Genomic DNA, 14873 nt, shown 5'->3' with positions numbered 1-14873 from the left:
TACCCTCCTACTTTAAAATAAATTCACTTACTATTTTACCAAAAAAATCGGGCTCTTCCACATGAACCGCATGACCGGTATGTTCAACAATCTCGAGGCGGGCGGCTGGAATGCGCTGTGCCATGCTTTCATTGATCTCGATAAATTTCTGATCCAGGCTTCCCGCAATGAGAAGCACCGGATAATCGATTCCGCTCAGTTTGTTCCACCAGGACGGCTGTGAGCCGGTCCCCATTCCGATTAAGCTGCCTCGAAGTCCGACCGGATTGTTGTTCAGACGTTCTTCGCGCACTTTTTTTCTTTTCGAAGGGTCCATTGAAAGCTGGGATGCAAACAGCGGAATGCCTTCCCAATAATCTACGAAAGACTCGATTCCTTCTTCCAGTATCCGCCTGCTGAGCCGGCTGTCCTGCTCCCTGCGGGCTTTTCTTTCTTCCGGCGAATCAAGCCCCGGGGAACTGCTTTCCAGCACAAGACCGGACACACGCTCCGGGTGAATCATCGCCAAGGATAACGCAAGTCGGCCGCCCATTGAATAACCGATGAGGTAAGCCTGTTTCACATTTAAACAATCAAAAATCTCGATCAGATCAGCTGTCTGCTTCTCTGTTGTGTAGCGCCGGCTGTCTGCCGGCGAGTCGGTTCCGCCGTGTCCAAGCAGATTCAGCTTGATCAGACGCATCCCCTGAAAATAGCCGTCTATCCCGTCCCACGTTGCCGCGCTTCCTGTAAAGCCATGCAAAAACACCGCCGTTTTTTCCGCAGACAGGCCATTGTCTTCTATTTTATAGGAAACGCCGTCTTTCAGTGTCAATTTCAAAACGGCCACTCTTTTCTTATTTCATGCATCGCGGAATCAAGCATCCGGCGATGCTGCTGCACACGATCATCGCGCTTCGTTTTCACCTCAATGATATCCAAGCCGCGGCGGTTGACGGAGGACAAATACGCATCGGCAAAATGGGCGGATGACTCAGGGCATATATAGCGTCCCCCATACAGCTTGGCGGCATGCTCGAATTCGAGCCCCGTCGGCGTTCCGAACAAGAGCTCGAAGTACCTTTCTTCAGCAGATTGGGGAAGAAATGAGAAAATGCCTCCGCCGTCATTGTTGACGAGAACGACAGTCAGCGGGATGTCGAGCGTTTTGCTGACGAGGAGGCCGTTTAAATCGTGATAAAATGACAGATCGCCGATCACAAGGGTTACCGGTTCTTTCGTTGCGGCATATACGCCCAGCGCAGTCGAGACAACGCCGTCAATCCCGTTTGCCCCTCTATTGGCAAAAATCCGGAAAGACCGTTCCTGATTTTCAAAAAATGTATCCGCATCGCGGATCGGCATGCTGTTTCCGACAAACAGGGAGCTGTTTTCCGGAATCAAATGCTGCAGATTCCGGTAGATATTTCCTTCAAAGGTAAGATCCTCAGCTTCAAGATTTCTTAAAAGAGCGCGGAAGCGGCTGTTGGCAAATCGCCACTTCTCCGACCAGTTGCCTGATCTTTTTTTGACAGCGGAAGCCGCAGCAGCCGCGAACTCCTCTTCCGTGCAATGCAGCATATGTGCGCTGAGCTGAGTCGGATCGCGCCACCCTCCATCTGGATCAACGACGATTTGCCTGATGCTCGGATTTTGCTTTAGCAGCTGAAAAAGCGGCTTTGAAACCGGCATCGCGCCGAAGCGGATGACAAGCTCAGGCATGAGCTCGCGTTTCAGCTGTTCTTCTTTCAATAATGAATCGTATGCATCGATAATAGTTTCTTTTGAATGGCTGCCGTTTCTCAAGTTTGAGAGCGGGTCAGCCAAAATCGGATATCCCGCTGCCTGCGAAAGAGATACAATATGTGCTTTAGCGTCATCATCTTGCAGCTCTCCGCAGACGATCACGCCTTTTTCGGTCTCTTTGATCAGATTACTCAGCGCTTCAAGCTCGTGCCGGTCAGTACGGAAACGGCCGCTTTCAACCGTCACATGACTGCCGTTTCTCAGCCTTTGAAACGGTTCATCCTCAAGGTTCGGCATAAGCGGCTCTCTCAGCGGAAAGTTGATATGCACGGGCCCGCGCGGCGCTTTTTTGGCTTCTCCTGCTGCACGTGCTGCCAAAGACCGGATGTACGCAAGCATTTCAGGATGACTGTCAGGCAAAGCCGAGTCTGTGAAAAACTTAACAAAGTTTCCGAATAAGAATTGCTGATCAATCGCCTGAGGTGCTCCTACTTCTCTCAGTTCATGCGGCCGATCAGCCGTTAAGATCATAAGCGGTATTCTTGAATAATGAGCTTCGATCACAGCCGGGTAAAAATTCGCCGCAGCCGTTCCGGATGTACAGATCAATGCGACAGGCTTCCGCATTGCCTTTGCCATGCCCATTGCAAAAAACGCAGCGGATCTTTCATCCACATGGATATGAACATTGATGTCCGGATGACTCGCGGCCAAAATCGCAAGGGGCGTCGATCTTGATCCCGGGCAGATGACCGCTTCTGTCACGCCTGCAAGGGAAAGCTCATCAATAAAATTCCCTATATATTTTGTAATCGGATTTTCAGTCAACGGATATCGCCTCCAAGTGCAGACAGCATCGGCTTCATCTTAATTTGCGTTTCTTCGTATTCCATAAGAGGATCGGAATCAGCCACAACTCCGCAGCCGGCAAAAATTCTGGCTTCTTTCGAATCGATAAGTCCTGACCTGATCGCCACCGCGAATTCCCCATTGCCGGACATGTCGATCCAACCCGCCGGTGCCGCATACCAGCCCCTTGACATCGGTTCTAACTCCCTGATGACCTCAATCGCTTTTTGCTGAGGTGCTCCCCCGAGCGCAGGAGTTGGATGAAGCTTCTCGATTAAATCAAAAAGCGAGGACTCCGCATTTATTTTGCCGACAATCGGCGTATACAAATGCTGCACATTTTTTGTTTTGTACAGTCCAGGCTTGGCCGGCTTTTTGATATTGCTGCAATTTGACAAAAGCGCCTGATGAATCATATTGACGACAATGTCGTGTTCGATTAGATTTTTTTCATCGTTTAACAGCTCAAGACCGAGCATCCGGTCCTCCTGCTCATTTTCGCCTCTCTTGATTGAACCGGCAAGGCAGGTCGACAGAACGTTCTCTCCGTCTTTTTTGACCAGACGTTCAGGAGACGCACCCACAAAACTTTTGCCGTTTTCTTCAATGGCGAATATATAGCTCGTTTTCTGTTCAGACATCAGATTGAATAATACTCTGTGAAGTTCGACAGGCTGATCGAACGTTAAAAGGCTCTCTCTGGCGAGCACGACTTTATCATACTTCCCGTTTTTAATGTCGTCTGTGGCCCGTCGGACCGCTTCAAGCCATTCAGGAACATCAAGCTCCTCCTTGGCGGTATAACGCGTATGACCTTTTTCGGGATAACGGGAAGCGTCCGCATTGGTCAGCTGTGAAGCAGCGCCCTTTATTTCTTCAAGTACTTTGCGCACGTCTTCTTCAGGAGCCTTCCATCTATTGACCGTTATGAATGTTTCCTCTCCGTCCTGTGTCAGCATAGCGGAGGGAATAAAAAAAGCGCCTTCCTGGTAGCCGTTCCAATGCTGCTTGCGATCTTCCAGCGGATCAAATGAAAAACCGCCAAACAGCAATGGCCCCACCGCTGCCTGGCTCCTGCTTTGACCTTCATGGAAGTGATAGGTTTTCTCTTTTAAGCGCTCCCATTTTTCATGTACAGCCTGATAACGTCCGGCATCCTTCAGATCTGTGGAAACCGAAATTTCCTTTCCAAGTCCGACAAGCATCAGTCCGCCGTCCGGATCAGACCAGAAGAACCGTTCCCCGGCAAATTGTTCTTCCCCGTTTATGAAAAAGGAAAGAGCATCTATGCTCTCAATTTTTCTGGAATAACTTATTAAAACAGCATGGTTGACTTTTTTGACGATGTTTAATGCTTCAGGCGCTTCCCTGAGGAAAGTGCGCTGCACTGTTGTCACCATGATACATTCCTCCAAAATCCGTAAAATGCTTTTATAACCATACACCTGTGAACGGTATGTGTCAACAAAACGACACTTTATTAACAACCGCCCTTACCTATTATAAACGTAATCGGCCGATTGAAAAAGACAAGGTCATTTAATATTTTCGAAATGCGTGACGGCCGCTTTTTTTCTAACAATATCACCCATTATATTGACACCTTTTTTAACTTTTTCTAAACTTAGTATGGACGTGTACGTATTAAAACTAAAGGAGTCATACTTTATGCAGCATCAATCACTTTCAGGGAGTGTTTCTGAAATAAAGCCGGAAAAATGGCGCGTATGGTGGATGTTAACAAGACCCCATACACTGACAGCCGCCTTTGTCCCTGTAACGCTCGGGACCGTAATGTCCCTTGAATCGGGAAAAATTGATATCTGGCTGTTTTTAGCTATGCTGGCCGCATCAATTTTAATTCAAATCGGAACAAACTTATTCAATGAGTATTTTGATTTTGTAAGAGGACTTGATAATGAAAACTCGGTCGGCATCGGAGGTGCTATCGTCCGCTATGGAATGAAGCCAAAGACGGTATTATACCTGGCATACGGACTGTTTGGAGTCGCCGTTTTACTCGGCGTGTACATCTGCGCGTCTTCAAGCTGGTGGCTTGCACTGATCGGATTGGTATGCATGGCCGTCGGCTATCTTTATACAGGCGGGCCGTTTCCGATCTCCTATACGCCGTTCGGTGAAATTATGTCGGGCGTTTTTATGGGAATGGTCATCATTCTGATTTCATACTATATTCAGACAGGCGGGCTGACTTGGAACGTCTTTCTGATCTCCCTTCCGATTACGATTTTAGTCGGAGGTATCAATCTTTCCAATAATATCCGCGATTTGGTCGGAGATAAAGAAAACGGAAGGAAGACGCTTCCGATTTTGGCCGGAAGAAAAAACGCCGTACAGATTTTGAGCTGGGTTTTTGCTGTTTCCTATATATTGATCGGTATTTACATCGGCTTTGAGATCGTTTCTCTGTGGAGCTGCCTCGTTCTTTTAAGCCTGCCGAAACCGATTAAAGCCATCCAGGAGTTCAAGGCAAAAGAGAAGCCGGCGGAACTGATGGTCGCCATGAAATCAACGGCGCAGACGAACACCTTTTTCGGCCTTCTGCTCGCCATTGCCCTGCTCATTCAGTACATTTTTTAAAAAAGAGCCTTTACGGCTCTTTTTTTTGCTTTTATTTACAATGAAAGTTCTGTTTGAATTCGTTCATACTAAAAACGCGAGCACTTTAAAGAAACGAGGCGATGCATGTGCTAACAAAAGAACAGTTGACAAAACTCGAAAATGAACTGAAAGCCGGAAAAGAAGAAATCGTCAGCCGCTTTAAAGAAAACGGACATTTTGGCATCGATGTGACGCACCCGTTCAACTCGACGGGCGATCTTTCGGCTTATGACAATCATCCAGGAGATGAAGGTACAGAACTGTACGAACGCGAAAAAGACCTTGCTCTTTTTGAACATGAAAGAGAGCATTTACACGATATCGAACACGCTTTAGCCAAGATCGAAAAAGGAACATACGGCCGCTGTGAAGTATGCGGGAAAGACATCCCGTATGAAAGGCTGTCCGTACTGCCGACCGCAACGACATGCAGTGAACATTCGTCAACCGTCTCCGTTTCAAAAGATCGTCCGATTGAGGAAGAAGTGCTGAACCCGCCGTTCGGACATTTTGAACAAGACGAAGACGATGAAAACGTCGCATACGATTCAGAAGACGCTTACCAGGATGTCGAACGCTACGGCAATTCGGAAACACCTCAGGATCTGGCCGTTCCGCCGCTGTCATACAGCCAGATGTACATGGAATATGAAGAGCCGCTCGGGTATGTCGAAGATTACGAAAACTATGCCGCAACAGACATTACCGGAAAAGAAGTAACTGTCTACCCGACGAAAGAACACGAAAAATATGAAGACCTTCTTGATGAAGAAGGCATCATGACCTCTTTCGGCGATCTCCCGGCTTATGAAAAGGACCCTTATACTGAAGACGACGACTAAGCCCCTGACCAGCGGGGCTTAGCGTTTTTAAATTCAAAGGTGGTATGGCTCGATTTTCCAAATGTCTTCCGCATATTCCCGGATGGTGCGGTCGCTTGAAAAATATCCGGAATGCGCGATGTTTGTGACGGCTTTTTCTGCCCAAAGACGCTTATTCAAGTAGTCTTTTTGAATCCGCTCCTGCGCTTCAACATACGAAGCAAAATCTTTTAAAACGAAGTATTCATCATTATAAGCGATCAGCGAGTCATAAATTGGCTCAAATTCGCCGGCTTCCCCTTCGAAAAAACCATTGATCAGCTGATCGGCCGTCTGTCTGATCCTTGCATCATGCTGATAGTATTCCCTAGACAGATAGCCGCCTTTTTCAGCGTAGTTCAGCACTTCATCTGCCTTTAAACCGAACGTGTAGATACACTCAGGCCCCACCCTCTCAAGCATTTCAATATTGGCGCCGTCATGCGTGCCGATCGTCAAAGCCCCATTAATCATGAACTTCATGTTCCCTGTTCCGGAGGCTTCTTTGCTGGCTGCAGATATTTGCTCGCTGACATCTGACGCCGGAAAAATACGCTCGGCGGTTGATACCCGGTAATTTTCCAGAAAGATGACATTGATCGATTGTCTGACATCCGGATCATGATTGATTTTGTCTGCGACTGAATGGATCAGCTTGATCACCTTTTTGGCATAATGATAAGTCGGCGATGCTTTCGCTCCGAAAATAAAGGTTTGCGGATAAATGGCAAATCCTTTGTCTTCCTTCAGCCTGTTGTACAAATACATGATATGGAGCACATTTAAAAGCTGGCGTTTATAAGCGTGGAGACGCTTGACTTGAACATCGAAGATGCTGTCAGGATTAACGGCGAAGCCGATGCTGCCTTTCATCATGTCTGCCAAAAGCTGCTTTCGTTCCCTTTTAATGCGCTGAAACGATTCAAGAAACGCGGTATCGCGCGCAAACGGACGAAGATCCAGGAGGCTTTCCGGATCTTTCAGCCACCTGTCTCCTATCGCTTCAGTTATCAGGTTCGCAAGCGGCGGATTTGCCTTTAACAGCCACCTTCTATGTGAGATTCCATTCGTTTTATTGTTGAATTTAAAAGGGAAAACGGAATAAAAATCGTTCATTTCCCGCTCTTTTAATATGGTTGAATGAATGTTGGCGACGCCGTTAACACTGTAGCTTCCGACAATCGCCAGGTGAGCCATTTTCACTTCGCCGTGGGCGATGACGGCAAGCTTTTCGATCCTTCCCCATTCACCCGGGTATTTTTCCCACAGCCAGCCGCAAAACCGCTCATTGATCTCCTCAATGATCATAAAAATTCTCGGCAGAAGCGGTTTAATTAAATCGATCCTCCATTTTTCCAGCGCTTCGGCAAGCGTCGTATGGTTCGTATATGAAATCGTATGTACGGTAACATGCCACGCTTCATCCCACGTCATTTTTTCTTCATCAAGCAAAATTCTCATCAATTCCGGCACAGCCAAAGCGGGGTGGGTGTCATTGATATGGATCGCGACTTTTTGATGAAAATCATGGAGTGACGGGTGGTTTTTCTTATAGCGTTTCACAATGCTTTGCAGGCTTGCCGATACTAAAAAATACTGCTGTTTCAAACGGAGAATCTTGCCTTCGTCATGCGTGTCATCCGGATACAGGCATTCAGATACAGCTTCTGTCTCGCGCTTATACTTCAAAATATTCGGTTCATGATGGAGCGAGCAAGGCTCCGCATTCCACAGCCGGAGGGTGTTGACAGTCTTGGTCTCATAGCCGATGATCGGGATGTCGTGAGGCACGGCTGTCATCACTTCCGCATCTTCCTGCCAAAAGCGGAGGCGCCCTCCTTCCTGCGCCATCTTGACCCGGCCGCCGAAACGAACACAAACAGCCTGATCGGCGTTGCGGATCTCCCACACGTAACCATGTTTGAGCCATTGTTCAGGCAGTTCGACTTGATGACCGTCGACGATTTTTTGTTCGAAAAACCCATGCTTGTAGCGAATCCCCATTCCATGCCCGGGAAGGTCGAGCGAAGCCAGTGAATCCAAAAAGCACGCCGCGAGCCTGCCCAATCCGCCGTTGCCAAGCCCTGCATCCATTTCGGCCTCTTCGATGTCTTCAAGGCAAATGCCAAGCTCGGAAAGACCTTCTTTGACAATCTCACGGACGCCGAGGTTGAGCAGGTTTTGGCCGAGCAGTCTGCCCAGTAGAAATTCAATCGATAAATAATAGGTCTGTTTATTTTGGTTGGAGCGGCTTCTTTCATTGGTTCCGATCCAGTTTGCGCTGATATGTTCCCTGACCATGATGCCGAGCGTCTGATACTGGTCAAGGGTTGAAGAGTCCCGAAAGCTTTTTCCGTACAACCGTTCAAGTCGCTTCAAAAAGCATTGTTTAAAGCTTTCTTTACACGAGAACATGGCGCTTCCCCCTTTATCTCCCGGCTGTATAACCGCTGATACTGACGGGCTGACAAAGCCCAGCTGACATCATGTGTCATCGCTTTTTGAACGATGCTGCCCCACTCTTCTTTCCGGTGATAAAAAGACAGCGCTCTTTTGATCGTATGCTTCATATCATGGGCGTTAAAATGGGCGAACGTAAAACCGTTGCCTTCACCGGTTGTTTCCTGGTAAGCGGTCACCGTATCGTGAAGCCCGCCTGTTTCCCTGACAACCGGAACCGCGCCGTACCTAAGGGCAATCAGCTGTCCTAGACCGCACGGCTCGAATTTTGAAGGCATCAGGAAAAGATCGCTGCCGGCATAAATCTTGCGGCTGAGCGGTTCATGAAAACCGATATAAGCCTTGCATCGGTCTGGAAAAGCATGCTCCATATAGCGGAAGTAATTTTCAAATTCCGCTTCTCCGGTTCCTAAAACGATCAGCTGCATGTCTTCTTCTTCAAACAGTTCATGCAATACCCGCTTGATCAAATCGATGCCTTTTTGCTTCGTCAGCCTTGTCACCATGCTGATGAGCGGAATGTCTTCATTCACCGGCAGACCGAATGTCTTCTGGATCACGGCTTTATTTTTCCGTTTTCCGTCCCGGTTGACGGCATCGTAATGATAATCGATGTGAGGGTCGTTTAAAGGGTCGTATAGCACATCGTCAATCCCGTTTAAAATGCCGGTCAGCACATCCTTCTTGTCTGACAGAACCCCTTCAAGCCGCTCGCCGTAGTATGGAGTCAAGATTTCATCGCTGTACGTCGGACTGACCGTTGTCACCTGATCAGCGGCAATAATGCCGCCTTTCATATAATTGATGTGTCCATAAAACTCGAGCTTTTCCGTTGTGAAGTGGGAAATGTCAAGGCCAAGCAGGTCATGGACCGCTTCCTTCGGAAAAATCCCCTGAAATTGAAGGTTATGAATGGTGAATACGCTTTTCATGCGCTGATAGAACGGCTTTTTTCGATATTCCTCTTTTAATAAATAATTGATCATCCCTGCGTGCCAATCATGGGTATGGATGAGATCAGCTTCAAAATTCAGCGCGTATAGTGCTTCCAAAACAGCCCGCGAGAAAAAAGCAAACCGTTCTCCATCATCATAATGGCCGTAGAGGGAATCCCGATTAAAATAATACTCATGATCAAGAAAATAATAAGAAACTCCGTCATGTTCAAGGTGTTCAATCCCGCAAAACTGCCTGCGCCACCCGACGCGAACCTCGCATTCAGCCTTTTTAACCATCCTTCTTCGGAAATCTTCCTCAATCAAGCTGTATTTCGGCATCATGACAGCCGTTTCTATTCCTAAAAGGGCGAGCTCCTTCGGGAGCGCCCCTGCGACATCGGCAAGCCCGCCTGATTTAACAAACGGCACACATTCAGAGACAGCAAATAGGACTTTCAAGAGTTCATCAGCGCTCCTTGTACGGCTCCTTTTTTTAATATGAAAGGGAGACTCATTGTGCCGGACATTTCGATATGATGGCCGATTTTAACATCTTTGTCGCAAATGACATGCTCCAGCCGGCAGTTTTCCCCGATCTTTGTTTTTTGCATGACAACGCTGTTTTTGATGATCGTTCCTTTTCCTACGTGAACTCCTCTGAACAAGACCGAATTCTCAACTTCACCTTCGATGACGCAGCCGTTAGCGATAATCGATTGCTTTACCCTGCTCTTTTTAGCGTATTTTACAGGAGGATCGTTTTTTATTTTTGTGTAGACAGGCTGGCCCATATGAAAGATTTGCTCCCGAAACACGGGATGAATGAGGTTCAAACTATGAAAGAGATAGCTTTCGGGGGAATCGATCACGGCGGTATACCCCGAATGCTCATAACTGTTGACGGATAGCGAATCACGCTCTTTCCGGCAGACTTCTTCAAAAGTTTGCGCTCCTTCGGCGCCATGCCTTTCAATCATCTCCCTCAACAGACTCTTCTTAGTGACATACATGCCTAAAGGCTTTCCGTCTTGACAAATTTCAGTCAGATCACACCCGGATTCAATGTGTTGTTTGAGCACTTCCTGAAAAGGAATGTGACCAACCGTATAGCTGTTCGCCACAGCAGCATATTGCTGAGTGCTTCTTTGAAAATAATCGAGATGCTCGGCAAATTGCCGAAACGATCCAAGCCCAACGTGCTCTTCATGGGGAAGTGAAGATGGAAGAAAGAAAAGACCGTCCCTTTTCCTGTTTAAATCCCACTCTTTTCCCGTCCCTAAATGGTCCATCAAGGAACGGTACGGGGACTTGGAAAATACAGCGACACTCCGAATGCCTGCATGAACCATGCATGACAACGCAAAATCGATCAGCCGGTACCTTCCTGCAAACGGAACGGCTCCGATCGAACGGCCTGCGGTTAAATCCTGAAGAGAGTGCTGGTTTACAGCTGCATCAATAATTCCCAACATTTGATTATTCATTGGCACCATCCGCCTCTCCATGTTGTTTAAACAACCTTATGTTTTTTGACATATTCCTCTGTGATCAGCAGGACTTCGCCATCTTCCTCCTTTGCGCGAAAACCGTCCGGAATTCGAATTCCCGCCGATACAATGGCATTTTCGATCTCAACATGCTCTCCAATTGAAACGTCATGCATCACGACTGAACGATTGATGGAGGAATGTCTGCCGATTGCAACGCGCTGAAATATAACCGAACGGGTGACCGACCCATATACGGTGCACCCTTCGCTAATGAGCGATTCTTTGATTTCCGCCTGATCGGCAACAAACTGCGGCGGGAGGTTCGGAGCGACGGAATAAATCCGCCAGTTCCGTTCGAACAGGTCAAGCGGAGGATGATCTCCAAGCAGATCCATATTGGCCTCCCATAAGCTTCTGACCGTACCGACATCCTTCCAGTATCCTTTAAACGGATAAGCGTTCAGCTGCTTTTTTTCTTCGAGAAGAGCCGGTATGATATCTTTACCGAAATCGTGGCTTGAGCCGGGTTTTTTTTCATCGCGTTCCAACGCCTCTTCAAGCACGCTCCATTTAAAAACGTAGACACCCATCGATGCCAAGTTGCTCTTCGGGTATTTCGGTTTTTCCTCGAAGCTTGTAATCTCCATCTTTTCATTGGTATGAAGGATGCCGAAACGGCCCGCTTCTGCCCAGCTGACTTCGATGACGGCAATGGTGGCGTCAGCCTGTTTCTCCGCGTGGTATTCGAGCATTTTTCCGTAATCCATTTTGTAGATATGATCTCCTGATAGGATGAGTACATGTTCAGGCTGAAGCTCTTTTAAAAAATGGCGGTTTTCATAAATCGCGCTTGCCGTCCCTTTGTACCACTTCACTTCCGACGCTTCAGCATAAGGGGACAAAATGGAGACCCCGCCGTCATTGCGGTCAAGATCCCATGGTTCGCCGATGCCGATATATGAGTTTAATAAAAGCGGCTGGTATTGAGTCAGCACACCGACATGATGAATTCCCGAATTGGCACAGTTGCTGAGGGCAAAATCGATGATTCTGTACTTGCCGCCAAATGGAACGGCAGGTTTTGCTAGGTTTTTGGTTAAGGCATTCAGCCTGCTTCCCTTGCCGCCTGCCAAAAGCATGGCCACACATTGTTCTTTCATCCCTTTTTCGCTCCTCTCTTTTTGACTGCTCTGAAAACCGCAGCTCCCAGCGGAGGGACTGTCATGCTGATGCTGTATGGTTTGCCGTGCAGAACGCCTTCTTTTGCTTGAAGGCGTTTTGGGTTGATTTGGTGTGAACCTCCGTATTTTTCATCATCGCTGTTAAGCACTTCGATATATTCGGTTTGAAAAGGGACGCCGACCCGATATTCGTGATAAACGGAAGGCGTAAAATTGCAGACGATGATCAGCGCTTCACCAGGCTGCTTTCCATAGCGGATAAACGATACAATCGACTGTTCCGCATTGTTGACGTCAATCCACTCGAATCCTTGCTGCCGATGGTCATTTTCATACAGGATACGGCTTTTTTTGTAGAGGTGAAGAGCCTCCTTTGTAAACATACGGGCTTTGCGGTGCATGTCGAAATCGTCCAAAAACCAATCGAGCTCTTCTTCGTCTTTCCATTCATCAAATTGAGCAAACTCACCGCCCATAAAAAGAAGTTTTTTTCCCGGGTGCAGCGTAAAATAACTGATCAGCAGGCGGTACTGGGCGAATTTTTGCCAATAATCGCCGGGCATCTTATGAAGCAGAGACTTTTTGCCGTGCACCACTTCATCGTGGGAGAACGGCAGGATGTAATTTTCTGAGTAGGCATACATTAAGGAGAATGAAACAAGATGATGCAGGTGTTTTCTTTGTTCCGGGGAAGCTTCCATATAGGTTAATACATCGTTCATCCAACCCATATTCCACTTATAATTAAACCCGAGACCGCCTTCATAGGTCGGATGCGTCACAAGCGGCCAGTCTGTGGAGTCCTCTGCAATCATCAAAAAGTGGGGATCTTTTGCAAAAACCTGTTCATTTAAAGTTTGAATAAATTCGATCGCAAAGCCGTTCGCTTCAGGCTGAGGACGGTTTGGCCAATACAGGAGGTTTGCAACTGCATCGACTCGAAATCCATCTATATGATACATCTCGATCCAATACAACGCATTCGAGATTAAAAAACTGTGAACTTCTCGTTTTCCGAGGTCAAAATTGGCGGTCCCCCATTCCCAATTTTCCCTGTCATGCTCGTACGTATATTCATACAGAGGCATACCGTCAAACAAATACAGCCCGTGGTCATCTTTGCAGAAATGGCCGGGAACCCAATCCATGATGACGCCGATCTCATGCTGATGGCACTGGTCAATGAAATACATCAAGTCATGCGGTTCGCCATATCTGCTCGTCGGACTGTAGTACCCCGTTGTCTGATAGCCCCATGAACGGTCAAACGGGTGCTCTGTCAACGGCATCAGCTCGATATGTGTGAATCCGTGTTCTTTGACGTAAGGAATGATCGTTTCGCTCAGTTCCCGGTATGTGAAGAAACGCCCATCCGCTTTCTTTTTCCACGATCCGACATGAAGCTCGTAGATGGAAATCGGTTTTTCATACACGGCTTTTTGTTTCTTTTTCTTTTGCCACTTCCGGTCGCCCCATGGGTATCCGGCCAATTGATATGTGATCGATGCGGTTTTCGGCCTGACTTCAGAAAAAAAAGCATAAGGATCGGCCTTCAATTTGGTTTCATTTGCGGCTGTAATAATCTCATATTTATACAGCTCCCCTTCTCCGATACCGGGGATAAACAGTTCCCATATGCCTTCCTGATGACGCTTTTCCATTTGATGCAGGACACCGGACCAGCCGTTAAACGTTCCGGCGATTCGAACTTCCTTCGCATGCGGGGCCCAAACACAGAACCGGAAACCTTGGCGGCCGTCCTGTTCCGTCTGATGAGCGCCGAAAAATCTGTAGCTTTCATAAAGCCGACCTTCATGAAAGAGATGCGCTTTAATATCCGAGGCACTCACACCAGCCATTGATTTCATCCTTTCTGCCACTATATTTAAAGATTACTCTTTTATTCGCATAATATGGCTTGATCCCTTTAATGAAAGCGCTTCTATTTATTGACAAAGTTCAACAATTTCCTTTCGAACATTGACTGAAGTCATAAATGGCATGCAAAAAAACTCTGCATCGTAATGATGCAGAGTTTAACATGATGACCCGTACGGGATTCGAACCCGTGTTACCGCCGTGAAAGGGCGGTGTCTTAACCACTTGACCAACGGGCCTTATTGAAAAAATGGCGGAGAAGGAGGGATTTGAACCCTCGCGCCGCTTACGCGACCTACACCCTTAGCAGGGGCGCCTCTTCAGCCACTTGAGTACTTCTCCATGGCTCCGCAGGCAGGATTCGAACCTGCGACCGATCGGTTAACAGCCGATAGCTCTACCACTGAGCTACTGCGGAATATCATGGTGGGCCTGAATGGACTCGAACCATCGACCTCACGCTTATCAGGCGTGCGCTCTAACCAGCTGAGCTACAGGCCCATGATATGCAAATGGAGCGGGTGATGGGAATCGAACCCACGACATCAGCTTGGAAGGCTGAGGTTTTACCACTAAACTACACCCGCATTTCGCATGGGGCGGTTGATGGGAATCGAACCCACGAATGCCAGAGCCACAATCTGGTGCGTTAACCACTTCGCCACAACCGCCGCAATATATAGAATTGTAAAATGGTGGCTCGGGACGGAATCGAACCGCCGACACACGGATTTTCAGTCCGTTGCTCTACCAACTGAGCTACCGAGCCTTTATTTAAATGGCGGTCCGGACGGGACTCGAACCCGCGACCTCCTGCGTGACAGGCAGGCATTCTAACCAACTGAACTACCGGACCATTATGGCTGCCCC

General features: G+C 47.7%; 10 protein-coding genes and 8 tRNA genes. 2 read left to right on the top strand and 16 right to left on the bottom strand.

Annotated elements, in window-relative coordinates:
* Positions 1–7: 7 nt before the first annotated feature.
* Genes menH through H2R00_RS20370 form a run of 3 tightly spaced genes read right to left on the bottom strand, consistent with a single transcriptional unit; the run spans position 8 to position 3974 of the window.
* Positions 8–829: a 2-succinyl-6-hydroxy-2,4-cyclohexadiene-1-carboxylate synthase gene (menH, locus tag H2R00_RS20380; protein ID WP_154995386.1), complete on the bottom strand. Its 822-nt coding sequence runs from the start codon at positions 827–829 to the stop codon at positions 8–10.
* A complete protein-coding gene (gene menD / locus H2R00_RS20375; RefSeq protein WP_182070175.1) occupies positions 817–2553 on the bottom strand; it encodes a 2-succinyl-5-enolpyruvyl-6-hydroxy-3-cyclohexene-1-carboxylic-acid synthase in 1737 nt (578 codons plus the stop codon). The genes menH and menD overlap by 13 nt, the downstream gene beginning before the upstream one ends.
* Complete coding sequence (locus H2R00_RS20370; RefSeq protein WP_154995381.1) at positions 2550–3974, bottom strand: isochorismate synthase; 1425 nt, start codon at positions 3972–3974, stop codon at positions 2550–2552. The genes menD and H2R00_RS20370 overlap by 4 nt, the downstream gene beginning before the upstream one ends.
* A 268-nt stretch (positions 3975–4242) precedes the next feature.
* Here H2R00_RS20370 and H2R00_RS20365 point away from each other — a divergent pair, with 268 nt between their 5' ends.
* Together H2R00_RS20365 and H2R00_RS20360 are read left to right on the top strand one after the other, a co-directional pair.
* The gene (locus H2R00_RS20365) at positions 4243–5175 is read left to right on the top strand and encodes a 1,4-dihydroxy-2-naphthoate polyprenyltransferase (protein WP_154995379.1); all 933 of its coding nucleotides are present in this window, start codon (positions 4243–4245) and stop codon (positions 5173–5175) included.
* Between the two features lie 107 nt (positions 5176–5282).
* The gene (locus H2R00_RS20360) at positions 5283–6038 is read left to right on the top strand and encodes a TraR/DksA C4-type zinc finger protein (protein ID WP_076791172.1); all 756 of its coding nucleotides are present in this window, start codon (positions 5283–5285) and stop codon (positions 6036–6038) included.
* Positions 6039–6071: 33 nt separating this feature from the next.
* Here the strand turns inward: H2R00_RS20360 and H2R00_RS20355 are convergent, their stop codons facing one another.
* From H2R00_RS20355 to H2R00_RS20295, 13 genes are all read right to left on the bottom strand, one after another.
* Positions 6072–8471, bottom strand: a complete 2400-nt coding sequence (locus H2R00_RS20355) for a glycogen/starch/alpha-glucan phosphorylase (RefSeq protein WP_182070174.1) — start codon at positions 8469–8471, stop codon at positions 6072–6074.
* A complete protein-coding gene (gene glgA, locus H2R00_RS20350; protein ID WP_182070173.1) occupies positions 8432–9913 on the bottom strand; it encodes a glycogen synthase GlgA in 1482 nt (493 codons plus the stop codon). Before glgA ends, H2R00_RS20355 begins: the two co-directional genes overlap by 40 nt.
* Positions 9910–10938, bottom strand: coding sequence for a GlgC family sugar phosphate nucleotidyltransferase (locus tag H2R00_RS20345; protein WP_182070172.1), 1029 nt, complete (start codon positions 10936–10938; stop codon positions 9910–9912). Before H2R00_RS20345 ends, glgA begins: the two co-directional genes overlap by 4 nt.
* A gap of 26 nt (positions 10939–10964) precedes the next feature.
* Positions 10965–12104, bottom strand: coding sequence for a glucose-1-phosphate adenylyltransferase (locus tag H2R00_RS20340; protein WP_182070171.1), 1140 nt, complete (start codon positions 12102–12104; stop codon positions 10965–10967).
* Positions 12101–13984: a 1,4-alpha-glucan branching enzyme gene (gene glgB, locus H2R00_RS20335; RefSeq protein WP_182070170.1), complete on the bottom strand. Its 1884-nt coding sequence runs from the start codon at positions 13982–13984 to the stop codon at positions 12101–12103. The genes H2R00_RS20340 and glgB overlap by 4 nt, the downstream gene beginning before the upstream one ends.
* A gap of 186 nt (positions 13985–14170) precedes the next feature.
* Positions 14171–14242 (bottom strand) — tRNA-Glu (locus H2R00_RS20330).
* Between the two features lie 12 nt (positions 14243–14254).
* Positions 14255–14345: transfer RNA gene (locus H2R00_RS20325), tRNA-Ser, on the bottom strand.
* 1 nt (position 14346) lies between these two features.
* Positions 14347–14421 (bottom strand) — tRNA-Asn (locus H2R00_RS20320).
* Positions 14422–14427: 6 nt separating this feature from the next.
* A tRNA-Ile gene (locus tag H2R00_RS20315) sits at positions 14428–14504 on the bottom strand.
* 12 nt (positions 14505–14516) lie between these two features.
* Positions 14517–14590, bottom strand: a tRNA-Gly gene (locus H2R00_RS20310).
* A gap of 8 nt (positions 14591–14598) precedes the next feature.
* Positions 14599–14674 (bottom strand) — tRNA-His (locus H2R00_RS20305).
* Between the two features lie 22 nt (positions 14675–14696).
* Positions 14697–14772: transfer RNA gene (locus H2R00_RS20300), tRNA-Phe, on the bottom strand.
* A 10-nt stretch (positions 14773–14782) separates the two neighbouring features.
* A tRNA-Asp gene (locus H2R00_RS20295) sits at positions 14783–14859 on the bottom strand.
* Positions 14860–14873: the final 14 nt, after the last annotated feature.

The organism is Bacillus haynesii, from assembly GCF_014042035.1.
In the GTDB taxonomy this organism is placed as follows: Bacteria; Bacillota; Bacilli; order Bacillales; family Bacillaceae; genus Bacillus; species Bacillus haynesii.
This window is presented reverse-complemented; position numbering and strand designations above follow the sequence as displayed.